This window comes from Streptococcus mitis (assembly GCF_016658865.1).
Lineage (GTDB): Bacteria > Bacillota > Bacilli > Lactobacillales > Streptococcaceae > Streptococcus > Streptococcus mitis_BT.
The window spans coordinates 1,208,851-1,232,012 of the sequence record NZ_CP067992.1; the positions used below are offsets into that span (position 1 = coordinate 1,208,851).

General features: G+C 39.5%; 27 protein-coding genes, 1 pseudogene and 1 other annotated feature. Of the genes and pseudogenes, 8 read left to right on the forward strand and 20 right to left on the reverse strand.

Annotated features, from left to right (window positions below; all coding sequences use genetic code 11):
* Nucleotides 1-6: 6 nt before the first annotated feature.
* From proB to JJN14_RS05900, 4 genes are all read right to left on the reverse strand, one after another.
* Entirely contained in the window at nucleotides 7-1,116 is a 1,110-nt protein-coding gene (gene proB, locus JJN14_RS05885; protein WP_236253671.1) for a glutamate 5-kinase, read from the reverse strand.
* Nucleotides 1,117-1,225: 109 nt separating this feature from the next.
* A complete protein-coding gene (locus JJN14_RS05890; RefSeq protein WP_201058122.1) occupies nucleotides 1,226-2,116 on the reverse strand; it encodes an RluA family pseudouridine synthase in 891 nt (296 codons plus the stop codon).
* Nucleotides 2,106-2,567 (reverse strand): signal peptidase II, encoded by a 462-nt coding sequence (lspA, locus tag JJN14_RS05895; RefSeq protein WP_201058123.1) that lies wholly within the window; start codon nucleotides 2,565-2,567, stop codon nucleotides 2,106-2,108. The genes JJN14_RS05890 and lspA overlap by 11 nt, the downstream gene beginning before the upstream one ends.
* Complete coding sequence (locus tag JJN14_RS05900) at nucleotides 2,564-3,472, reverse strand: LysR family transcriptional regulator (protein WP_001025694.1); 909 nt, start codon at nucleotides 3,470-3,472, stop codon at nucleotides 2,564-2,566. Before JJN14_RS05900 ends, lspA begins: the two co-directional genes overlap by 4 nt.
* On the opposite strand from JJN14_RS05900, the pseudogene JJN14_RS10100 reads away from it, so the two are divergent.
* Nucleotides 3,465-3,539, forward strand: a pseudogene (locus JJN14_RS10100) (AraC family transcriptional regulator); the annotation flags it as partial. The gene JJN14_RS05900 and the pseudogene JJN14_RS10100 sit on opposite strands and share 8 nt — an antisense overlap.
* Before the next feature lie 172 nt (nucleotides 3,540-3,711).
* On the opposite strand, the gene rpmA reads toward JJN14_RS10100, so the two are convergent.
* The 4 genes from rpmA to JJN14_RS05920 all read right to left on the reverse strand — a co-directional run bounded on the left by rpmA (nucleotide 3,712) and on the right by JJN14_RS05920 (nucleotide 5,663).
* Entirely contained in the window at nucleotides 3,712-4,005 is a 294-nt protein-coding gene (gene rpmA / locus JJN14_RS05905) for a 50S ribosomal protein L27 (RefSeq protein WP_000916509.1), read from the reverse strand.
* Between the two features lie 16 nt (nucleotides 4,006-4,021).
* A complete protein-coding gene (locus tag JJN14_RS05910; RefSeq protein ID WP_000613699.1) occupies nucleotides 4,022-4,366 on the reverse strand; it encodes a ribosomal-processing cysteine protease Prp in 345 nt (114 codons plus the stop codon).
* 15 nt (nucleotides 4,367-4,381) lie between these two features.
* A complete protein-coding gene (gene rplU, locus JJN14_RS05915) occupies nucleotides 4,382-4,696 on the reverse strand; it encodes a 50S ribosomal protein L21 (RefSeq protein WP_000109141.1) in 315 nt (104 codons plus the stop codon).
* A 36-nt stretch (nucleotides 4,697-4,732) separates the two neighbouring features.
* Nucleotides 4,733-4,912 (reverse strand) — a sequence feature (ribosomal protein L21 leader region).
* Between the two features lie 58 nt (nucleotides 4,913-4,970).
* Nucleotides 4,971-5,663 (reverse strand): YoaK family protein, encoded by a 693-nt coding sequence (locus JJN14_RS05920; RefSeq protein ID WP_236253672.1) that lies wholly within the window; start codon nucleotides 5,661-5,663, stop codon nucleotides 4,971-4,973.
* A gap of 153 nt (nucleotides 5,664-5,816) precedes the next feature.
* On the opposite strand from JJN14_RS05920, the gene JJN14_RS05925 reads away from it, so the two are divergent.
* Entirely contained in the window at nucleotides 5,817-6,794 is a 978-nt protein-coding gene (locus JJN14_RS05925; protein ID WP_201058125.1) for a Gfo/Idh/MocA family protein, read from the forward strand.
* The gene (locus JJN14_RS05930) at nucleotides 6,791-7,873 is read left to right on the forward strand and encodes a DEAD/DEAH box helicase (protein WP_201058126.1); all 1,083 of its coding nucleotides are present in this window, start codon (nucleotides 6,791-6,793) and stop codon (nucleotides 7,871-7,873) included. The genes JJN14_RS05925 and JJN14_RS05930 overlap by 4 nt, the downstream gene beginning before the upstream one ends.
* 101 nt (nucleotides 7,874-7,974) lie before the next feature.
* Here JJN14_RS05930 and JJN14_RS05935 read toward each other — a convergent pair whose 3' ends face one another.
* The 7 genes from JJN14_RS05935 to glmU form a co-directional block, all read right to left on the reverse strand.
* Nucleotides 7,975-9,738: a glycerophosphoryl diester phosphodiesterase membrane domain-containing protein gene (locus tag JJN14_RS05935; protein ID WP_201058127.1), complete on the reverse strand. Its 1,764-nt coding sequence runs from the start codon at nucleotides 9,736-9,738 to the stop codon at nucleotides 7,975-7,977.
* 8 nt (nucleotides 9,739-9,746) lie between these two features.
* Complete coding sequence (locus tag JJN14_RS05940; protein WP_201058128.1) at nucleotides 9,747-10,337, reverse strand: 3'-5' exonuclease; 591 nt, start codon at nucleotides 10,335-10,337, stop codon at nucleotides 9,747-9,749.
* A gap of 97 nt (nucleotides 10,338-10,434) precedes the next feature.
* Entirely contained in the window at nucleotides 10,435-10,926 is a 492-nt protein-coding gene (gene rocS / locus JJN14_RS05945) for a chromosome segregation protein RocS (protein ID WP_000021242.1), read from the reverse strand.
* 76 nt (nucleotides 10,927-11,002) lie between these two features.
* Nucleotides 11,003-11,695, reverse strand: a complete 693-nt coding sequence (locus tag JJN14_RS05950) for a 5'-methylthioadenosine/adenosylhomocysteine nucleosidase (protein WP_201058129.1) — start codon at nucleotides 11,693-11,695, stop codon at nucleotides 11,003-11,005.
* A 16-nt stretch (nucleotides 11,696-11,711) separates the two neighbouring features.
* Nucleotides 11,712-12,023, reverse strand: coding sequence for a cell wall synthase accessory phosphoprotein MacP (gene macP / locus JJN14_RS05955; protein WP_000517862.1), 312 nt, complete (start codon nucleotides 12,021-12,023; stop codon nucleotides 11,712-11,714).
* An 11-nt stretch (nucleotides 12,024-12,034) separates the two neighbouring features.
* Nucleotides 12,035-12,580, reverse strand: a complete 546-nt coding sequence (locus tag JJN14_RS05960) for an NUDIX hydrolase (RefSeq protein ID WP_201058130.1) — start codon at nucleotides 12,578-12,580, stop codon at nucleotides 12,035-12,037.
* A 9-nt stretch (nucleotides 12,581-12,589) separates the two neighbouring features.
* On the reverse strand, nucleotides 12,590-13,969 hold the full coding sequence (gene glmU, locus JJN14_RS05965; protein WP_201058131.1) for a bifunctional UDP-N-acetylglucosamine diphosphorylase/glucosamine-1-phosphate N-acetyltransferase GlmU: 1,380 nt from the start codon (nucleotides 13,967-13,969) through the stop codon (nucleotides 12,590-12,592).
* 155 nt (nucleotides 13,970-14,124) lie between these two features.
* Between glmU and JJN14_RS05970 the strand changes: the two genes are divergently transcribed.
* The 5 genes from JJN14_RS05970 (at nucleotide 14,125) to lysS (ending at nucleotide 18,588) form a co-directional block, all read left to right on the forward strand.
* Nucleotides 14,125-14,925 (forward strand): glycoside hydrolase family 25 protein, encoded by an 801-nt coding sequence (locus JJN14_RS05970; RefSeq protein WP_049487118.1) that lies wholly within the window; start codon nucleotides 14,125-14,127, stop codon nucleotides 14,923-14,925.
* Nucleotides 14,926-15,019: 94 nt separating this feature from the next.
* On the forward strand, nucleotides 15,020-15,862 hold the full coding sequence (locus JJN14_RS05975) for a DUF368 domain-containing protein (protein WP_201058132.1): 843 nt from the start codon (nucleotides 15,020-15,022) through the stop codon (nucleotides 15,860-15,862).
* A complete protein-coding gene (locus tag JJN14_RS05980) occupies nucleotides 15,862-16,344 on the forward strand; it encodes an aminoacyl-tRNA deacylase (protein WP_201058133.1) in 483 nt (160 codons plus the stop codon). The genes JJN14_RS05975 and JJN14_RS05980 overlap by 1 nt, the downstream gene beginning before the upstream one ends.
* Nucleotides 16,344-16,961: a histidine phosphatase family protein gene (locus JJN14_RS05985; RefSeq protein ID WP_201058134.1), complete on the forward strand. Its 618-nt coding sequence runs from the start codon at nucleotides 16,344-16,346 to the stop codon at nucleotides 16,959-16,961. Before JJN14_RS05980 ends, JJN14_RS05985 begins: the two co-directional genes overlap by 1 nt.
* 136 nt (nucleotides 16,962-17,097) lie before the next feature.
* A complete protein-coding gene (lysS, locus tag JJN14_RS05990; protein WP_061759817.1) occupies nucleotides 17,098-18,588 on the forward strand; it encodes a lysine--tRNA ligase in 1,491 nt (496 codons plus the stop codon).
* A 61-nt stretch (nucleotides 18,589-18,649) separates the two neighbouring features.
* On the opposite strand, the gene JJN14_RS05995 is transcribed toward lysS, so the two are convergent.
* The 5 genes from JJN14_RS05995 to JJN14_RS06020 form a co-directional block, all read right to left on the reverse strand.
* Nucleotides 18,650-19,489: an amino acid ABC transporter substrate-binding protein gene (locus tag JJN14_RS05995; RefSeq protein WP_201058135.1), complete on the reverse strand. Its 840-nt coding sequence runs from the start codon at nucleotides 19,487-19,489 to the stop codon at nucleotides 18,650-18,652.
* A 9-nt stretch (nucleotides 19,490-19,498) separates the two neighbouring features.
* Nucleotides 19,499-20,128: an amino acid ABC transporter ATP-binding protein gene (locus JJN14_RS06000; RefSeq protein WP_201058136.1), complete on the reverse strand. Its 630-nt coding sequence runs from the start codon at nucleotides 20,126-20,128 to the stop codon at nucleotides 19,499-19,501.
* Nucleotides 20,129-20,137: 9 nt separating this feature from the next.
* A complete protein-coding gene (locus tag JJN14_RS06005; RefSeq protein WP_049487112.1) occupies nucleotides 20,138-20,779 on the reverse strand; it encodes an amino acid ABC transporter permease in 642 nt (213 codons plus the stop codon).
* A gap of 675 nt (nucleotides 20,780-21,454) precedes the next feature.
* Nucleotides 21,455-21,634 carry a hypothetical protein gene (locus tag JJN14_RS06015; RefSeq protein ID WP_049487111.1) on the reverse strand — a complete coding sequence of 60 codons (180 nt, stop codon included), beginning with the start codon at nucleotides 21,632-21,634 and terminating at the stop codon, nucleotides 21,455-21,457.
* A gap of 1,174 nt (nucleotides 21,635-22,808) precedes the next feature.
* Nucleotides 22,809-23,084 (reverse strand): HU family DNA-binding protein, encoded by a 276-nt coding sequence (locus JJN14_RS06020; protein ID WP_001284640.1) that lies wholly within the window; start codon nucleotides 23,082-23,084, stop codon nucleotides 22,809-22,811.
* Nucleotides 23,085-23,162 lie beyond the last annotated feature (78 nt).

Genomic DNA, 23,162 nt, shown 5'->3' on the forward strand with positions numbered 1-23,162 from the left:
TTACCTCTAAAATTCTGTAAAGAGTAGTTGGATTTCAGGAGTAATGGAAATCCAGTCATCACGGTGAATCAAGACACCCTTGGCTTTTTGAGAACGCAACATATCCTCCAAAGCAGATGCTCCAAATTGCACGCGTCCTTTTCCAAGTGATTTTCCACTTTCCTTGTCAAATACTGTCACGATATCACCGTAAGAAAAGGCTCCTTCTGCGTCAACAATACCAGATAAAAGGAGACTCTTCCCATGTTGAGAGAGAGCTTCTGCAGCCCCTTTATCAACCCAAATAGAACCTTGACTCTGAGCATAAAAGGCCAGCCATTGTTTCTGGGTACGAAGTCCCTTCTCTTGCGCAACAAAGTAGGAACCATCCTTGGTCTCCTCAGCTGCTTCAATCATGGCATCTGACTTCAAGGATGAGCAGATATAAACAGGAACTCCTGATTCCGTCGCGATAGTTGCAGCTTTGATTTTGGTTAACATGCCACCTGTACCATTAGACGAACCTGCTCCACCGGCCATATCAATAATCTCACGATTGATGGTCTCGATTTTCTCCAAGCGTTTGGCTCTTGGGTCTGAATTAGGATTTCCAGTATATAGACCGTCTACGTCTGTCAAGAGGACCAAAAGGTCTGCTTGGACCATGGCTGCTACCTGAGCACTTAGAGTGTCATTGTCCCCGACCTTGAGCTCATCAATAACGACACTGTCATTCTCATTGATAATAGGAATCGCGCCACGGCTAAGTAGAACTGACAAAGCCTGATGGGCATTTTTATAACGGCGCTTATCCACAAAATCATCCTGAGTCAGCAAAATTTGTGCAGAAACGATTTGGCGCAAGAGAAGATTGGTCGTGTATTCTTCCAACAAAAGTCCTTGTCCTACCGCTGCTGAAGCCTGTTTATCAGCAATCTTAGTCGGACGCTTTTTAAATCCTAAGGCCCCAAAACCAGCCGCAATGGCACCTGACGACACCAAAATCAATTCATGACCAGCCTCGTGCAGCATAGCCAACTGTTGGGTAATAGCTTTTACTTTACTACGTGATAAACTTCCATCCTCATTCGTCAGAGAAGAAGTCCCCACCTTAAAGACAATCCGTTTGAATTTCATAGTCTCACTCCGATTCTTCATATTTATCCATTATAACATGAATGGCAGGAAATAGAAAAGAGTTGATAGGAAAAAGGTCGAGACAAGCCATCTCAACCTTTTATCAAATCTAATTCTTTCTCAATCTCTCCAAGGTTTCCTTAAAAATCTCTGGGATATCTGCTGTAAATTCTAAGGTCTCACCTGTTCGTGGATGCGTAAATCCTAGAGTCTTGGCATGAAGAAATTGTCCATGTCCTTTCAAAGTCTTGCGAGGACCATAGACTTCATCACCAGCGACTGGATGACCAATATAAGCCATGTGAACACGGATTTGATGGGTGCGGCCTGTTTCCAACTGCAGCTCCACTAAACTATAATCACCAAAGCGTTCCAAAACGTGGAAACGGGTCACTGCAGGTTTCCCTTTAGCAGTCACAGCCTGTTTCTTACGGTCTTTTTCACTACGGCCAATCGGTGCTTCAATTACACCACGATCATTAGGCAGATTTCCATGAACAATCGCCCAATATTTGCGGAGAGACTTTTTATCCTTGAGTTCTTGGGCAAGTGCTAGATGCGCATCATCGTTTTTAGCAATCATGAGAAGGCCTGACGTATCTTTATCAATACGGTGAACAATTCCTGGACGCAGAACCCCATTGATACCCGACAAGTCCTTAATATGATACATAAGGGCATTTACCAGAGTTCCACTAGTATGACCAGCACTCGGATGCACAACCATTCCCTGAGGCTTGTTAACGACGGCCACATCCTCATCTTGGTAGATGATATCTAGCGGAAGATTCTCAGCCACATACTCTAAGACCTCAGGCTCTGGTACATGGTAAGTGACGATATCACCCTCTTGAACTGTGTATTTAGCTTTCTTGACTTGGCCATTGACCAAGACCTGGCATGATTTGATTTGTTCATTCGCGAGACTGCGTGATAATTCTGTCAAATCTGACAAAGCCTTATCTAAACGCAGGCCACCAGTTTCAATTTTAATTTCCATTTATTTCCTCTTTTAGCATTGCAATCAATAAAATAATCACTCCAACCGTCAGATAGCTATCTGCCACATTGAAAATTGCAAAGTTGATAAAGTCAAGGTGGATCATATCCACAACAAAGCCCTGACTGACCCTGTCAATAAAGTTTCCAAGTCCACCTGCGATAATCAAGGTCAAACCCAAGACCATCCAGAGTGAGTCCTCCATGTGTTTATGTAAATACCAAATGGCACCAACCACGACAACCAGAGTAATGATAGCAAATAACCACTGCTGGTCTTGTAGCATCGAAAAGGCAGCCCCTCGATTTTGCAGATAGGTCAAGCTAACGAAATTAGGAATCCAAGAGCGCACTTCACCCAGTGGAATCTGCTGGACGATATAGGATTTAACTAACTGATCCAGCGCAATCAACAGCAGTACAATGACTGCCACTATTCCTCTTTTTTTCATGATTTCCTCTTCTGATTAAAATATTCTTGCATGACTTCTACAAAGAGAGTCCCAGCTTGACTGAGCTCCACTTCCTCACGTTTAACGTAGACCATGCGATTATCTAGATTATCCTTGAGACGAATAACGGTAATGCCATTAACACTATCACTATCTAAAAATCCAGAACCTGTCGCATAGGCGTCCGTCCGCTCCAAAATACCATTCAAGGTGGCACGGTCTGTCACATTAAACATCTGTGAGCTAGCGCTGGTATCAACAAAGTTCTCTGAATAATAAAGGTACTCGTCTTTCTCTTGAGTAAAACGAACCGTTGGTAGATCCGCTAAATCCTCCATAACCAATTCCTCTTTCTGAGCCAAAGGATGCCCCTCGCGGAGATAAATGTGGGTATGGAAGGGAATCAATTCAATGACCTCCAGACCTAGCTTTTCAACCCGTTGCATGATCCCCTTTTTATTTTGATTGTTAAGGTAGATAATCCCAATCTCACTGTGCCCCTGAGCTACTTCATCAAGGATTTGAACTGTAGTAGACTCAAAAATACGGAAATTTTTGTAATCAGGATAGCGCTCTGAAAAGGCCGTAATGGTCGGTGGCAAGAAGTCATAGTGTTGACTAGCAATGGAAAATTCATCCTTTTCTTCTTCAGGATTGGCATACTGATTTTGAAAAATATCAAATCCTTTAACCAATTCTTGCGCTTTTTCATAGAATTCCATACCACGACGGGTCAAGAAAGTCCCTGAGCTGGTCCGACGGAAAATCTTAAAGCCCAACTCTTTTTCCAAATCACGAACAGAAATGGACAGACTCGGCTGACTAACATACATCTTTTCAGCTGCTTCACGGAAAGTACCACTATTGGCAATGGCAACAACATAGCGTAATTGTTGAATGTTCATCTTCTACCTCCAACTTCTCTATCTGTTCATTATATCATATTTCAGAAGCTTTCCACAAAGGAAAAAAGGTATCAAAAGAAATTTGACCTAAACTTGGATTTTAAAATATGGGTACCAAAATGGGTACCAAACCAAAAAAATAGGCTCTCCGAAAACTCGGAAAGCCTTAGTTAAAGCTACTTCTAGCTTCCTCGCCTTTATATTTCAAGGCTCGGGATAAAAAGATTCACTGAATCTTTTTATTTAGCGATTGGGTAAACAGAAACTTGTTTTTTATCGCGTCCTTTACGTTCAAAGCGTACTACGCCTTCAACTTTAGCGAACAAAGTATCGTCTCCACCACGTCCAACGTTTACACCTGGGTAGATGTGTGTACCACGTTGACGGTAAAGGATTGATCCACCTGTTACAGTTTGTCCGTCAGCTGCTTTAGCTCCAAGACGTTTCGCTTGTGAATCACGTCCGTTTGATGTAGAACCTCCACCTTTTTTGTGGGCGAAAAGTTGCAAGTTGTTAAGAGTCATTTTTAACATAATGTTTTCCTCCGTGTTAGTTTTCTGTGATAACTCTGGTTTGGACGAACTCAGAAGAGTTCTCCGATAAGTTTGCCATACCTAAGAAAAATGATTCAAAGAATAACTGGGTCATTTCTCTCTGGTGTGAAGGAAGATCTTTTGGAATCTCAACCATCAGATAGCCACCTTCATCTTCGTTTAATTCTAGGATTGGTTCATAGCCTGCAAATTTTTCAATGGAATTGATAAAGTTAATGGCAAGCGTAGAAACCGATGCACACACGACATCTAAGCCGTATTCGCCACTCTCGGCGTGTCCAGTAATTTCCGCACTCCTCAGCTCGCCATCTTCGGCTCTCTCAAAGACTGCTTGTATCATGTGTTCTCCTTAAAATTAAGCGTTGATTGCGTTGATGACAACTTTTGTATATGGTTGACGGTGACCTTGTTTACGGTGGCTACCTTTTTTAGGTTTGTACTTGTAAGTAACAACTTTCTTTTGTTTTCCTTGTTTTTCAACAGTTCCAACTACAGTAGCTCCAGCAACAAGTGGAGTTCCGACAACAGTGTTTTCACCACCAACAAGAACAACTTCGTTAAAAGTAACTTCTTGACCAGCTTCAACGTTCAATTTTTCAACGTAAACTGCTTGACCAACTTCAACTTTAACTTGTTTTCCGCCAGTTTTGATAATTGCGTATGTGCTCATTATGCACCTCCTATGATTTTTATGGGTTTCCCCGAATTTTTTGTGAAGACTCGCCTAGCATCGTGGGACGAACCACTTAAAAGAAGAGCTCTAAGTATAACAAAGAATAAACTAGGAATTGAGCCGAAGGCATAACTTATGTTAGGCAAGGCGACAATGACGAAGTTTAAATTTGTTATACGACGAGCGACGATGTTCGTGCGGTTGCACAGGAATGTGCATAGTCAACTCTTCAAGTATAGCATATCTCCTATTTTCTTACAAGTAATAACACCTAAAATGAAGTTTTTTCTTTTACTTTTTTCTGCCAAGATGCAAAAAGCATGCTGAGGTAAAAAATACTCATCATAATTGGAACACCAAGAATGGTCTTTTCATGATAGAAAATCGTCAAATAGGCTGAAAAGACAACGCCAAGGACAAAACTACTAAGCAGGCTTACAAAGATAATCCCTTCACGCAAAAAAGGAGTGTGCTTAGTTCGGAAATAATCTCCAAAAGCCAGCATGGTCCGTTTGATGTTCCCTGTCATAAAAGCGTTATTGTAGGCAATACCCGACACTTCTCCAAAAGCAGTTGTCACCAACCCCATACAGAACGCCAAGGGTGGCACTAGATAGATATTATCTACAGTCTGCGGCACAAAACCGATAACTATTGATAAGATTGCCAAAGGAATCAGTGACAAAATTGGTTTTTTAACAATTCTCAATTTTTCCTTATAAATAGTTAGTAAAAAGACTCCCATCATAAAAGCTAGTAAGGTCATTACTTTGGCACTAGCATCTGATACATTGTGTTGAATGAGTCCCACTGATAGAAAGACGACATTCCCCGTTTGTCCAGCTACAAGAGTATTCCCTCGGACAATAAACGTATAGGCATCTACATATCCTGCACAAAAAGTCAAAAAAAGCGCTAGCCTCTTAGACTGACGTGATATTTTTCTTATAGGTAGTAACCTCATTTTCCCTCCCATTTCATTTACTCATCTCATTATTGTACCACTTTCTTTGGGAAAGTCCTAGTAGCTTATTTGAAAATTTTTACCCTCTGTTGGATAGTCTCTGCCATCTATGTTATAATGAAAGAAGGATTTGAAATCGGAAAAGGAGTATCTATGCTTAAATTAGCTGTCATCGGAACAGGCGCTATCAGCCATCACTTCATAGAAGCAGCCCATACCAGCGGAGAATACCAGCTGGTCGCAGTCTATTCTAGAAAACTTGAAACCGCAGCAACCTTTGCTTCTCGCTATGAAAATATCCAACTCTTCGATCAATTAGAGGACTTCTTCAAATCTTCCTTTGATGTAGTCTATATTGCCAGTCCAAACTCCTTACATTTTGCTCAGGCAAAAGCTGCCTTGTCTGCTGGTAAGCACGTTATTCTTGAAAAGCCAGCTGTTACTCAACCACAAGAATGGCTGAATTTGATTCAAACAGCTGAGAAAAATAATTGTTTTATCTTTGAAGCAGCTCGTAATTATCACGAGGAAGCTTTTACTACCATCAAAAACTTTTTAGCAGACAAGCAAGTGTTAGGGGCAGATTTCAACTATGCCAAGTATTCTTCAAAAATGCCGGACTTGTTGGCTGGGAAGACACCAAATGTCTTTTCAGATTGTTTTGCTGGTGGAGCCCTTATGGATTTGGGGATTTATCCCCTCTATGTTGCCGTTCATCTTTTTGGAAAAGCTAATAACGTGACTTACCATGCTCAACAGCTTGACAATAGCATTGACCTAAATGGAGACGGCATCCTCTTCTACCCAGACTTTCAAGTTCATATCAAGGCTGGGAAAAACATCACTTCCAATCTTCCTTGTGAGATTTACACAGCAGATGGAATCTTGACTCTCAACATGATTGAACATGTTCGCTCAGCTATTTTTAGCGACCACCAAGGAAATCAAGTCCATCTTCCTATCCAACAGGCTCCTCATACTATGACTGAGGAAGTCGCTGCATTTGCACAGATGATTCAGCAACCAGACCAGACACTCTACCAGACTTGGCTGGACGATGCAAGCTCTGTTCATGAACTACTATATACCATGCGCCAGACTGCTGGCATTAGATTTGAGGCAGAAAAATGAAAACCAAACTACCGACTGAATGGCAAGAATTGAGTGACCAACTTGGTTTCCAAGAATTTACTCCCATTCAAACTCAACTATTTGAGTCCCTTCTTGCTGGAGAAAACCTCCTAGGAGTGAGCCCAACAGGAACTGGTAAGACCCTCGCTTACCTCCTACCAAGTCTTCTCAGACTACAAAAGAAAAAAGCGCAGCAACTATTGATTCTAGCACCAAATACGGAGCTTGCTGGACAGATTTTTGACGTATGTAAAACGTGGGCAGAAGCTATCGGCTTGACAGCCCAGCTCTTCTTATCAGGTTCAAGTCAAAAACGCCAGATTGAACGACTCAAAAAAGGACCAGAAATTCTAATCGGCACTCCTGGTCGTATCTTTGAGTTGATTAAATTGAAAAAAATCAAGATGATGAATGTAGAAACCATCATCCTGGATGAATTTGACCAATTGCTTGATGATTCTCAGATTCACTTTGTTGAGAAAATAACTCACTACGCACCTCGTGACCACCAACTCATCTACATGAGTGCTACGACCAAGTTTGACCAAGAAAAGATTGCATCTAATACGCGAACCATTGATCTCTCTGACCAAAAACTGGACAATATCCAGCATTTCTACATGCAGGTAGACCAACGTCACCGCGTTGATATGCTACGAAAATTGGCTCATGTTGAGGATTTCCGCGGACTAGTCTTTTTTAACAGCCTATCAGACCTTGGGAGTGCCGAGGAAAAACTACAGTATCGTGATATATTGGCTGTTTCCCTCGCTAGCGATGTCAATGTTAAATTTAGAAAAGTCATCTTAGAAAAGTTTAAAGATAAGCAACTAACCCTGCTTCTTGCAACTGACCTTTTGGCTCGTGGAATTGATATTGATAGTCTAGAATGTGTCGTAAACTTTGATGTCCCTAGAGATATTGAAACCTACACTCACCGTGCTGGCCGTACAGGTCGCATGGGTAAAGAAGGCTATGTTATCACTCTCGTCACTCATCCAGAAGAACTTAAAAAACTCAAGAAGTTCGCAAGAGTACGTGAAATTGTCCTAAAAAATCAAGAACTCTATATCAAATAAGGTTGGCTCTTGCCAACCTTATTTGATATAAATTCCATAGAAACGTTTATTCTAAGGAGTTTATCTCCAAACTCAGGAACAACTGTTCCTCTTTTTTGTTACTAAAAATTAAAGAATTCCATTGCTTGTTTAAAAAGCAAATCTGTGTACTCTGGATCTTCTTGTGCAATGGTAACCTGCTCTTGAACCATTTCCAAGTCATCAGTTATCATGCCATCCGCTCCTAGCTGAACAGATTTATCAAAGGACTCTGAACTATTGATGGTCCACACGTACAATCTCTGATCCGTATTCCAAAGCTTATTGACAAAATTTTGGTCCAAGGTTGAATACTCCATGGTGTAACCTGTGGCTTTGGTTCTTGGAAAAATACTATTGTAAGGCAGAATGAAATAGACTGGAATTTGTGAATCGTAGGCTAAAACCTGATCAATCACATGATAGTCTAAGGACTGCATTTGATGACCATTCTGCTTAATGATGGCTCCATATTTGTCCATAAAGCGTTTCATTATATCTGGACTATCTTTTCGACTGGTCTTAATCTCAATAAGGAGTTTTTGATGCAATTCATTGGCTTTGTTGAGATAAGCATCAAAACTAGACACCTTGCTATGATAACCATTTTCTGAAATATCAAGTTTGGTTAATTCATCCAAAGTTAGATCTTGAGGATTGGCATTGACTCCTGTCAAATTCTTAATATTAGCATCATGCATCATGACAAACTGGCCATCTTTTGTTTCCTGAACATCCGTCTCAACAAAGTCTGGCCCTAGTTGAGCTGTCTTTTCTAGCGACTGTACAGTATTCTGCACACCGTTCTTATTAGAAACACCTCTATGAGAAATAACTAAAGGTTTATGTGCTACTGGAGCTTCCAAATAGACATACCCCTCAAGAGCAAAAAAGATAGCAGCACAGCCCATCACTCCCCATCTCATCCAGTGGTCTTTCTTTCTCCTTGGTGTGATTTCTAGTTCTTCCCCTGTCAAAAAGGAAACAAACTTAATAAGGAAATAGGTCAAGGCCATATAGTGGAAATTCTTGATCAAAACAAAATTGATTATTCCAAGTACAAGAGATTCCTTATGGGTCAATCCATCCATCAATACCTGACTTGCTAAGATAGGAATCAAGAGAAGAATGAAAAATAGATACGTTTTGACGATAATCCAAAGCAAGTTCCAAATATAAAACCAGGATTGCCTTTTGGTCTTCTCTATACTGTATCTGACCGCTTCTTTGACTGTTTTCTTCTCAAACAAAAGCTGGGGTAAGGCAAACATCAAACGTACTGAAATGTAAAATAACAGTAAAGCCAGAATAGTAACAATCAAACCAACCAACCAGTACTTATCTTCTACATAGGCTACTATAAATTCCGGAATGACGATTTTATTGAGGTAATAAATCTTTAAAATCTTTCGAATCAATGGAAAGAGCATCATGACATAAAAGAAAATAAAGGCCATTTTGGAAATCGTCACTTGCTTCATAAACAAGAAACTTTGTCGAAAGACCTTGCGACTGTACTCCAGCAAAGTTCTCTTTTCATGATAGAGGAGGTGTCGAGCTCCGATAAAGAGGAGTCCTATCTGGTAATAGGCGATTAGTAAATTAACGATTACCAGAACAAATAAAGCAAGACTAACAAAGGGAGAACCCTTTATAATGGCAAAAATATTATTGTAGGAAAGAAAGAGATAACCTGTCTGACGAAGTAACAGTCCAGCAATCCAAGAATTAAGTGGTAACCAGACAAACTCAATCATCATGAATATCAAGAAAAAGAGAAAGAGTATTTTATCTAGATTAAAGTATATCTGCTTAAAACCTAGATTTTTAGGTTTTTCAGGTTTCATAGGCACTCCTAGTCAAATAATTGAGACAAGTCCAAGCCTCCAAAAGGATTGTTTGATAGGCTACTTTCCGTCTCTAACAATTCTCTAGCTTGATCTGACTCTAGAAAGGACTCGTAAACACGCGCCGTCATCCGAGCATCCTCCAAGCTATTATGAGACTGACCTTGAAATCCAAGAAATGAGGCAACAGTTTGCAATTTGAGATTGGCAATACCATGTAAATCTGAACTACGGCGTTCAAAGGCTTCATCATATAGATCCACCTTGTACTGCTGGCTGTAGTCTAAACCATGCTCTGCTAGAATAGGCAAATCACTTTTAGCAGCATTGTAGCCTACCATAGGCAAAGAACCCACAAACTCTTGAAATTCTGCTATAACTTTCTCTACTGGTGGAGCATCTTTTAGAGTCTCAGCTGTAATTCCAGTCAATCCATTGATAAAACTCTTTAGAGGCACACTAGTCTGGACATAGGAATCATAGGCATCGATTTCCTGACCATCTCTAAAACGCACTGCCGATACTTGAATCAAGTGTGTTTGTCCTTCGTGCTGATTAAATTCTAAATCGAAAGCAATGTAATCTTCTATTCGTTCCATTTTCTACCTCTCCTATACTGTCTCTGTTCTAATCAACTATAGCATTCACAAACAAAAGAAGCCATCAGGTTAGCATTTAACCTAAACAGCTCCTTGATTATCCTCCAAATAAACGAGCAAAAAAGCCTTTCTTAGTGGATTGGACTTCTTCTTTTGCTTGGTCCAGCTCTAGCTTGAGATTTTCTTGATCCTTCATGGCTTGAAGGGTCAATTGTTGCTGCTGATCCAGTTGTTTATCTTTCTCAGCAATCTGACGGTCTTTGATGCGCATTTGCTCATCTTTTTCTGATAATTGACGATCCTTGGCTTTTAATTGTTCATAGAGACGGAGAATTTCTGCATTCTTCTCGTCCACTAGAATCTCCATCAGTTCACGTTGCTTGACATCTTCACTGACAGGCTCATCTTCAAAAATCGTTTTTTTATAAATTTCTTCTAGCTTAATCAAGCCACTTCTGGTAACGACTGTTACCCCTTTGTCATTTTTATCTGTGTCTTCTTCTGGTAATTCCTTGACACGGTTATTGATTGCTTGGCGAGATAATCCTAAAACCTCTGCAATCTCACTTACGGTCATTTCAATACTCATAATATCCTCTGAAACGTTTTCTAGCTTTTCTTTACTTAAATCTTATCATAAGCTAGAAAAACTGTCAAATTTCCGCTTAATCTAAGGCATTCAAAAAAGCTAATAAGACTTGAGCAGAGCGACGTCCAGCTTCGATAATAAACTCATCAAAAGAGATGTTTGCTTCATGGTTGGCATTGTCACTCATAGCACGGATAACTAAGACTGGAAGATTAAGAGCATGCGCTGCCTGAGCAATAGCTGCCCCCTCCATCTCAACGGCTAAAACTCCTGGGAAATGGGACTTAATTGCTTCTATCTTGTCATTTCCTGCAACAAAACTATCACCTGTAGCAATCAAACCAAGATGCCAGTTCTGGTCCAATTGAGATAAACTCTTTTGGATTTTGGCGACAAAGGTTTTATCTGATTCAAAATACAGCGGTTGTTGCGCCATTTGTCCATAATCATAGCCAAAAGCTGTGACATCCACGTCATGATAGGCTAATTTGTCAGCAATCACGACATCCCCAACAGCAATCCCTTCTGCGACGGCACCAGCTGATCCTGTATTGATAAGAGCATCCACTTGGAAATGATCAGCCAAAATCGCCACACTCATAGCAGACATGACCTTACCAATTCCACTTTCTACAAGAACGACTTCATGAGAGGCAATGCTTCCTGTGTGATAGGTATTCCCCAAAACAACTTGCTCCTGGGCATTGTCTAAATGCTGGATTAGATAAGCCAGTTCTTCTGGCATAGCCGCAATAATTCCTATTTTCATTTCAATTCCTTTTCTATTACAAAAGTTTCATTGCTAAAACAAGCAAGATCAAGAGAAAGATGACAGCAAATAAGATTTTATTTAACTTAGAATTGAAGACATTTCTCTTGGTATTTTCAATACGACGGCTTTTATGAATAGACGGTTCGACCTGAATCTTCAAGGTTTCCTGGCTAAAACCATGTTCCTTAGGATTGGCATAACCAAAACGGGAAGATGAGGTTGGTAAAATCTTGGTCTCCTCATCATCTAGCAAAGGGGGACCTGAAATTTTTTCGCCTCTATTAGCTCTTTCAATCATTTCATCCGTTAATAAAGGTTTACCCATACTGACCTCCTCTATTTTTTGTGTAATTCCCAGTATTGAACAGCCATAATTGTCTTGGCATCACAGATGTGACCTGATTGGATTAATTCCTTGGCTTCTTCTAGGCTCACTTCAAGGACTTCCAAGGTTTCATCTTCATCCTGCGGACGTGGATTTTCCACCTTTGTCAAATCGCTTGCTAGGTATAGTTTTAACTTTTCATTACAAAAGCCAATGGCTGAATAAAAGTCATACAAGAGTTCTAACTTCCCTGTATAGGCTGTTTCTTCCTCTAATTCACGCAGGGCTGCTGCGACAGGGTCTGTATTTTCTCCTACTTCCAATTTTCCAGCTGGAATTTCGTAAGAGACAGCCTCGATAGCCTTACGGTACTGTTTGACCAAGATGAGTTTTTGCTCATTCGTTACAGCTAAAACACAGACAGCTCCATTGTGGAAAATCAAATCACGTTGGGCAGTTCCCTTGCCTTCTGGTAACTCAACCTGATCTTGTACCAATTTAAAAATTGGTCCTTGATAGATTTCTTTTCGGCTAAGCGTTTTTTCTTCAAATTCCATGATAGGCTCCTACTGATTATTAGGATGATGAGGGAGGCGAGTAGCATATTCATCTTTATTGACCTGACGACCACGACCAATCGCAATCGCATCTGTTGGAACGTCTTTGGTAATAGTTGAACCAGCACCAACAAGAGAATTGTCACCTAACTCAACTGGAGCAATAATGGTTGAATTTGAACCAACAAAGACATTGTTGCCAATGACTGTCTTGTATTTGTTTTTACCATCGTAGTTGACTGTAATAGTTCCTGCACCGAAATTAACATGACTACCCACTTCACAGTTTCCGATATAAGTCAAATGACCAGCCTTGGTATTTTCACCGATTGAAGAGCCTTTAACTTCAACAAAGTTACCAATATGAACTTGAGCAGCCAGACTTGAACCTGGACGAATGTGGGCGTAAGGTCCGACAGTCACACCATCTGCAACACTGCTTTCCTCAATCATAGAGTTGGTAATAACAGCTCCTGCTCCAATAGTGCTGTCCACTACATACGTTCCGTTTGTCAAAACAGTCTCAGGACCAATTTTCGTTTGCCCCTTTAAGGTAACATTGGCCTCGATTTGAACTTCAGGAGCAATCTCAACATCAATATCGATATAAGTTGCTTCTGGATTAACAAAGCTAACGCCATTGACCATGTGCTGGTGATTGATGCGACGACGCATAACCGACTCAGCAGTCGCAAGAGCCACACGGTCATTTACCCCAAGACTCTCATCAAAATCTTTCAAAGTATAAGCGCCGACTTTTTCACCAGCTTCACGGAAAATGCCAATGACATCTGTAATATAGTATTCACCTTGAGCATTGTTGGTATTGATATTTTTCAAAGCCTCAAACAAACGCTCGTTATCAAAAACATATGTTCCAGTGTTGATTTCCTTGATTTGTTTTTCAAAATCTGTGGCATCCTTTTGCTCAACAATACGAAGAACCTCAGCATTGTCATTACGAACAATTCGTCCATAACCAAAAGGATTATCCGTTTCAGCAGTCAAGATAGTCGCCACATTTTTATGATTGATGTGGAAATCAATCAAGTTTTTCAAGCTTTCACCAGTGATTAAAGGAGTATCTCCTGCAATGACCAAGGTATGCCCTGACAAACCTTCTAAAATAGGCTCTGTCATCATAACCGCATGACCAGTCCCCAACTGTTCAGATTGAGTCACAAATTCTGTCTGTCCAGCCAAGACCTCTTCAACCAATTCCGCCTTGTGTCCCACAACTGTTACTGTCTTTTCAGGTTGGATAGCTCCCACACTACGGAAAACATGTTCTAGCATAGAAATACCCGCAACCTTGTGCAAAACTTTTGGCAAATCCGATTTCATGCGAGTTCCTTTACCCGCTGCTAAAATAATGGCATAATTTGACATAATCTTCTCTTTTCTCTAGAAATTCCCTTTTATTATACCATATTTCAAATCATTCCGCGCTCTTGAATGAAAAAATGCTCTAAAGTCCTCTATTAACCCATTTTTTGAGTATTTTTTTTTGATTTTTTTTCATTTATAAGGTAAAATTATAAGATATGAGAAAGAAAATTAATCCGCTTATTTTGTTTGGTTTTTTTGGGATTATGATTTTCATTTTAATCCTAAATCGCCCTCGTTTTGAGGACCATCCTGTAAAAACAAAGTCAAATATCGCGCAAGTAGAATCGCAAGCGCTACATAATATAGATAAACCGGTGATTGATGTTTCTGGTTGGCAACGACCTGAGGAAATTAATTACGATACTCTCTCCCAAAACATTTCAGGAGCTATTGTTCGCGTCCATAGTGGCGCTCAGTCTTCAAAAGAGAATGATGCTTCCTTTGTTAATGGGGTAGACAAGGCCTTTAAAACCCATATTACCGAGTTTCAAAAACGAAATGTCCCAGTTGGGGTCTATGCCTATGTAGCTGGAAAAAGTATCCAAGAAATGGAAAAGGCTGCTGAAAGTTTTTATAATTCCGCATCGCCATACAGCCCTAGCTACTATTGGCTAGATGTGGAAGAAAAAACCATGTCCAATATGAACGAAGGTGTTGAAGCCTTTCGTGCAAAACTAGAATCACTAGGTGCTAAAAATATCGGAATCTACGTTGGGGTCTATTTCATGGAAGAACACAGTATTGATACTGACAAGTTTACGTCTGTGTGGATTCCTTCCTATGGTTCTGACTCAGGATTTTACGAGGCAACTCCTAAGACTGATATAGATTATGACATTCACCAGTACACTTCTAAAGGAAAAATTGCTGGCTTTGACCACGATTTGGATATCAACGTCATCTCTTCTTTAAAAAATAAAGAAGAAACCTTTAGAAAACTCTTTTTAAAACCTTAAAAGCATTTGTTTCTCATTTGCTTTTTCTTTTTGTTTTAGATTGTGATACAATATAGTAAGGATTTTTTGAAATAGAAATAGTTGGAGGAAAAATATGCTCTCATGGTTAGCACGTGTTATTAAAGGGATTGTCATTGCTCTTGGATTTATTCTACCGGGAATTTCCGGAGGGGTTCTAGCAGCAATCTTAGGAATTTATGAACGAATGATTGGTTTTCTGGCTCATCCCTTTAAAGACTTTAAAGAAAATGTTTTGTATTTTATTCCAGTTGCCATCGGTATGCTTCTGGGAATCGGCTTATTTTCCTACCCAATTGAATACCTGCTTGAAAATTATCAGGTCTTTGTCCTATGGAGCTTTGCGGGTGCCATCATCGGTACAGTTCCTAGTCTCCTCAAGGAATCAACTCGAGAATCTGACCGAGACAAGATTGATTTAGCTTGGTTCTGGATAACCTTTATCATTTCTGGATTAGGACTCTATGCCTTAAATTTTGTTGTTGGAACCTTAAGTGCCAGCTTTCTTAATTTCGTCCTAGCTGGTACACTGCTGGCTCTTGGCGTATTAGTTCCTGGACTCAGTCCATCAAATCTACTTTTAATTTTGGGGCTCTATGCTCCTATGTTGACTGGTTTTAAAACCTTTGACCTCTTGGGAACCTTCTTCCCGATTGGAATCGGTGCAGGTGCAACTCTCATCATTTTTTCAAAATTGATGGATTATGCCTTAAACAACTACCACTCACGCGTCTATCATTTCATCATCGGTATTGTCCTATCAAGTACCCTTTTGATCTTGATTCCAAATGCAGGAAATGCTGAAAGTATCCAGTACACCGGTATTTCTCTTGTTGGGTATGTCATCATTGCCTTCTTCTTTGCACTGGGAATCTGGCTTGGTATTTGGATGAGCCAATTGGAGGATAAGTATAAATAATGGCAAAAAAAGTTAAAATCAAAAAAACATTGGTGGAACAAATCCTGTCCAAAGCAGGTATCCCACATCAGGGGATTCAAATCAATGCCCTGGAAGGAGAGCTTCCTCAAGGTTATGAAAAAGATCAGATTTTTAAAACCTTGGCGCTTTTGGGAGATAAAACAGGACCGATTATCGGAATTGTCCCTATCACTCAACACTTGTCTGAAAAAAAACTAGCCAAAATTTCTGGCAACAAAAAAGTGAGCATGATTCCACAAAAAGACTTGGAAAAAACAACTGGTTATATTCATGGAGCCAATAATCCCGTCGGAATTCGTCAGAAACACAATTACCCCATTTTTATCGATAAGATTGCTCTAGACTTGGATCAAATGATTGTCTCTGCTGGCGAAGTTGGTCACAGCATTATCGTCGCTCCACAAGACTTGGCTAGTTTTGTAAAGGCTGACTTTGTAGATATCTTGGAGGACAGCAAGTAATGAAACTCTACTTTGTCCGCCACGGTCGTACAGTCTGGAACCAAGAAGGTCGCTTTCAAGGCGCCAGTGGAGATTCTCCCCTTCTTCCTGAATCCATTGAAACCCTAAAACAACTAGGTCAATATCTTAAGGATATTCCTTTTGATCAGATTTATTCAAGTGATTTACCTCGAGCATTCAAATCTGCTGAGATTATTCAAAGTCAACTCCAGACTCCCTGTCCTTTAGAAAGCGTTCCTAACCTCCGTGAATGGCAGCTGGGAAAGTTGGAAGGTTTGAAAATTGCAACCTTGGAAGCTATTTACCCGCAACAAATCAAAGCTTTCCGATTTAATCTTGCTCAATTTGACACTCAAATGTTTGGCGCTGAATCCCTCTATAATACCACTCAACGTACCATCCAATTTATCAAATCATTAAAAGATAGTCCAGCTGAGCGTATTCTAATTGTCGGTCACGGCGCCAATCTTACTGCCAGTCTCCGTACTCTTTTAGGTTATAAAGAACCTCTTCTTCGTAAAGATGGCGGTCTAGCAAATGCCAGCCTGACCATTCTTGAAACCCATGATTTTGAAAAATTCACTCTTGATACATGGAATGATACTTCTTATCAATAAAGAACTTGATTTTAGCGTCAAGTTCTTTTTAGTTTTGAAAGATTATCCGTGAATTTCTCTGCTATTTATGATAAAATGGGAGTATCGCAAAAAATGACTCATCGTATTCAATTTTGAGGAAAACTAGGAGGATCCCATGTCTACAGAACATATGGAAGAACTAAATGACCAGCAGATCGTTCGCCGTGAAAAAATGGCTGCGCTCCGTGAACAAGGAATTGATCCTTTCGGAAAACGCTTTGAACGCACTGCAAATTCGCAAGAATTAAAAGATAAATTTGCCGACCTCGATAAAGAACAATTACATGATAAAAACGAAACAGCTACTATCGCAGGACGCTTGGTAACCAAACGTGGTAAAGGTAAAGTAGGTTTTGCCCACCTTCAAGACCGCGAAGGGCAGATTCAAATCTACGTACGTAAAGATGCTGTCGGTGAAGAAAACTACGAAATCTTCAAAAAAGCAGACCTTGGTGACTTCCTTGGTGTCGAAGGTGAAGTGATGCGTACAGATATGGGAGAACTCTCTATCAAAGCTACTCACATCACTCACTTGTCTAAAGCACTTCGCCCACTTCCTGAGAAATTCCACGGTTTGACAGATGTTGAAACAATTTACCGTAAACGTTACCTAGACTTAATTTCTAATCGCGAAAGTTTTGAGCGTTTTGTCACTCGTTCAAAGATCATCTCTGAAATCCGTCGTTACCTTGACCAAAAAGGCTTCCTTGAAGTGGAAACACCTGTTCTTCATAATGAAGCCGGTGGTGCTTCTGCCCGTCCATTTATCACCCACCATAATGCCCAAAATATTGACATGGTGCTTCGTATCGCGACTGAGCTTCACTTGAAACGCCTTATCGTTGGTGGTATGGAACGTGTCTATGAAATTGGCCGTATCTTCCGTAACGAAGGAATGGATGCTACTCATAACCCGGAGTTTACTTCCATCGAAGTTTACCAAGCTTATGCAGACTTCCAAGACATCATGGACTTGACTGAAGGTATTATCCAACACGCTGCTAAATCAGTCAAAGGCGATGGCCCAGTTAACTATCAAGGTACTGAAATCAAGATTAACGAACCATTTAAACGTGTTCACATGGTGGATGCCATCAAAGAAATTACTGGTGTAGATTTCTGGCAAGACATGACTTTGGAAGAGGCTAAAGCTATCGCTGCTGAAAAGAAAGTTCCAGTTGAGAAACACTACACTGAAGTTGGTCACATTATCAATGCCTTCTTTGAAGAGTTTGTTGAAGAAACCTTGATCCAACCAACCTTTGTATATGGACATCCAGTAGCTGTATCTCCACTGGCTAAAAAGAACCCTGAAGACGAACGCTTTACTGACCGTTTTGAACTCTTCATCATGACTAAGGAGTACGGTAATGCCTTTACTGAGTTGAACGATCCAATCGACCAACTTAGCCGTTTTGAAGCCCAAGCTAAAGCTAAAGAACTTGGTGACGATGAGGCAACAGGTATCGACTACGATTACATTGAAGCTCTTGAATATGGTATGCCACCAACAGGTGGTTTGGGAATCGGTATCGACCGTCTCTGCATGCTCCTAACTGATACAACCACTATCCGTGATGTATTGCTCTTCCCAACAATGAAATAACCTCTTATCCTCTGGTACTTGCCAGAGGATTTTTCGATACAAAAAGAGACTGAGGAAAAACTCAATCTCTACTTTTCACTTCTTTTGTTGCCACATCTTCTCCAAACCATTTCTGGCTGATTTCCTGGAACTTTCCTTCTTGATATAGTTCAATAAAGGATTGGTTTAATGCTGTTAATAATCTTTTATCAGCTGCTCTAACTCCAACAGCAAAAGATTCACTTTCAAATCCAGCTGAAAAGACATTGTAATCATTTAATATCCCCTCAGACTGGAGGTAATAATTAGCATACACTCGGTCAATCAACAAAGCTTCAATCCGATCATTTTTCAAATCAATTAAGGCTTCATTGAAACTCTGGTATTGATTGGCCTTCTGGTCTTTAACACGATTTTTCAGTAAGTCTGGCTGAGCTTCAAAGTCTAAATAACCAGAGGAACCTGCTTGAGCTCCCAAGGTCTTATCCTTCATATCCTCTACTGAACGAATTTGCTTGCTTTTCTTCGTAACTAGTACTTGCTGATTTTCCATATAAGGAATACTAAAGGCAACTTTTTCTCGGCGTTCATCAGTCGCAGAATAGCCATTCCAAATGGCATCTATGGTTCCATTTTGCAGTTCTGTCTCCTTCATATCCCAGTCAATTGGCTGAAATTGAACCTTAAAACCTAATTTTTCAGAGACAGCCTCTGCTAAGTCAATATCAAATCCTGTATATTGACCATTCATTTCTTCAAATCCCATAGGTACGAAGGTATTATCAAAACCAATGGTTATACTCCCCTGCTCTTGATACTTATCCCAGTTATCCTGCTTTGGATCACTAGCCTTCTGAGTACAGGCTGTTAAGAAGAGAGTCAGGAGAGAAACCAATACTAAAGCAATTTTCTTATTAGTCATTGTCACCTCCTACTTGGGTTCAACCTTGAGAATCTGATCTGCGATATTTTCAGCAAACTGAAAATCATGGGTAACCACAATCTGGGTCATGCCAAGTTCCCTATTTTGCAAGATCAGTTTTTCCACTTCCAAGCGTAATTCAGGATCTAGGGCAGAAGTTGGTTCATCGTAGCCAATGATTTCTGGGTCAATCATCATAGCACGCGCCAAGGCCACCCTTTGCTTTTGCCCACCTGATAGTGAGAAGGGATAAGCATCTGCATGTCCTGCCAGTCCTAATTGTTCCACAAGCCTTCGCGCCTTCTTATCAGCCTCTTCCTGCTTCATCCCCATTGTTTTCACAGGTGATAAGGTCAAATTGTCTAAAACTGATAAATGAGGGAACAGTTGAAAATCTTGGAAAACAAATCCCAGTAGATTGCGCTTCTCCAGTTCATCTAGTTCTAAAGGTTTTCCATTATAAAAAATTTCCCCTGAATCAATGGTTTCAAGACCTGCGAGCATGCGTAAGAGAGTTGTCTTACCTCCACCAGAAGGCCCAACGATAGCCAGGATTTGCTTTTCAGGAATTTTTAGACTGAAATTAGATAAAATTTGCTTTTCACCAAAGCCCTTATTGATATTTCGTAATTCTAACATAGTAGCCTCCTATCTATAGTAACTGTACTTCTTCTCAACTTTTTTGGCAAGAATAGTCACAATACCAATTAAAATTAAGTAAATGGCTCCTGCCAAGAACATTGGGACCAGACTAGCATCACGGTTGGCAGCTGTTCGACTAGCCAGGATAAGGTCTGAAATTCCTAGCGCATAGACCAAAGAAGTATCCTTGACCAAACTCATAACTTCGTTAAATACACTAGGAAGAACAATCTTGGTCACTTGGGGCAAGATAATATAGCGAACTGTGTCAAAGGGACTAAACTTCAAAACCTTAGCAGCCTCATATTGACCTTTAGGAATGGTATCAATCCCTCCACGGAAGATTTCAGCAAAGTAAGCCGCATAATTCAAAACAAAGGCAATAATGGCCGCAGGAAGACGATCCAAACGGATCCCAATGCTTGGCAGCACATAATAGATAAAAATCAATTGCAAGAGCAAGGGTGTTCCCCGCATAATCCAAATATAAATATTAATCAGATGATGGAGGGGCTTCCAATGGACTTGCAAGGCAAAGGCAATCAAAACGCCCAAGGGAATAGAAAAAATCAAGACCAGTGCAAAAACCTGCAAAGTCATGCTTGCACCGCTCAATAAACTCGGTAATATCTCAAACAAATAAGACATACTGCACCTCCTAAAAATAATTGTTCCTATTATAGCATAAATAAACAAAATAACCAATAATTTTTGTAAAAAAATTCTCTTTAAAAAGAAAAACTATATCTATCAAAAAAGAAAGGACGAAATGTGTCCTTTCTCGATCTTAGCTTTCCTTTAACTAAAGATCCATAACATCATCCATAGCAAGACTCATGAACCCCCAGATAAACAAACCAAGGACTAAATAAGCATAGAGTGGCAGGGAAGCAAAGATAAAAGGTGATAGTAAAATCATACCCAAGGTATCTCCAAAATTTGTACAAATACAATACAATCCAAAAAAAAGATAAAGGATAAAAATAATAAACCAAAAGCAAAATCGCTTGCGTGCTTTTTCTTTTCGAAACATTTCTTCCACCTCCCCTTCTATAGCTCTATTATATTACTAAGACTTTTATTTGTAAAAGTACTATCAAAAAGAAGGGACTTTTTAATTTTTTTATATCGTTGCAAATTACGATAAGCTAATTCTACGCAAACCAATAAAGATAATCTCTCAACTGATATCAAAAATAACAGAAAGAATAGTGAATAAATTACCAACATAATAAAAGTTGCAAAGATTTCTTCCATATCATGATTAAAAATATAAATAATCGTGTAGGTATAGAGTGCTAAGACAGAAATAGCCACACCTAATCAAATATGTGCCCAAATCAATCCTTTTCCACTCATCTTTCTCCCCAGCTCACTATAGAGCCTCTCTAATCCTTTACCAATCGTTTCTGATCGTCCTTGTTGTAGCTTTATTGATACAAAATTGAGTTTATTTAAAATTCTCTCATCAACTCTCACTGGTATAACAAATTGCTTATCCATATAGTCCCCATATTTTTAACATTACTATACTTTCTTATAGCTACATTGACAAGTTAAAGTTCAAAACCAGCTAAATCGATTACTTCTTATTTATCACTTTTTCAATTGTTGCCAGGACTCCATTAGTCCCTTCCATGAAATCACGAATACTCACACCAGAAGCCCCTCTGTAACTTGCCTGATAAAACTATAAAAACGTTTGAAAATTTGCTCAAGTGCCATCACTTCCTCTTTGGCTCTACATCACCTACTAAGTGAGCAAAAAATTCTGTAAAGATAGACATAATTTTTGCTAAATCTGTTTATTTCAGTAAATCATTAATAGGTACATCATCTCAGAGATTAGCAATAAATTCTAACTACTGGTCAATTTTTTTACTGCTGCAATCTCGTTTTCTACTGTATACATTAAAATTAAGGAATCACGATAATATAAAGATAAAAGGATCGCTTGCTCTCTCTTCTTATCCTATATCTGTCATGTTCAGTTGAACTTTCAATTTCTTCAACTTTTCAGCATTATATCCATATACAATAGTAGCATAATGACCATTTGTTGCAGTATCTCAGCTATATATTAAAGTAAATTTCACTTTTTTAGAAGAGTAGTGGACTTTTTACCAAAAAAAATCTAAGGGAGCTATATCAGCTCTCTTACTAGTAGCATGAATAATTTTAAATAGGCATTTGAGATTTATATCGATACAAAATACATTCAATGCTTTCTAATCCAACTTGATCTTTCAAAGTCAAAATCAGAACGATTTAAGTTAATCTTAAACCTGCCTCTTGATTACACAGTGAACCTTGAGTATATCGAATATAATTCTGCATGACGAGCGGAACTGCCAAAAATCGTAAAAACTATTGAAGATTTAAATCTGAAAACAAATACACAACTTGAAGAATCCATTGATAGGCACCTCACCTACCACATCTTTAGGCATACTCTCATAAGCAGAATAGCGTAACTCTAAAAGCAATTATGGCAAGAGTAGGACGTTCTGATTCTAGGACAATAAACAAAATCTACACACGTTACAAAGAAGATGGATGTCAATATCCTCAATTTGCTAGATAATTTATAGTTTTGCCCCCAAAATGCCCCAAAAGCAAAAGAAAAGCCTGTCACACAAGCTCAAATGCTTGATATGACAGGTTTTTTAAATTCAAATTATTTAACTGCGTCTTTAAGAGCTTTACCAGCTTTGAATGCTGGAACTTTAGAAGCTGCAATTTTGATTTCTTTACCAGTTTGTGGGTTACGACCTTTACGTGCAGCACGCTCACGAACTTCAAAGTTACCAAAACCGATCAATTGAACTTTTTCACCAGCTGCAAGGTACTCAGTTACAGCTGCGAATACAGCTTCAACTGCTGCTGCTGAGTCTTTCTTAGTCAATTCTGTAGCTTCTGCTACTTTAGCGATCAAATCTTGTTTGTTTGCCATGTTAATGATTCCTCCAATTTAATTTCTAATTAACAAATATAATCATATCCTAAAATCCCTTTTAGGTCAAGTTAAAAA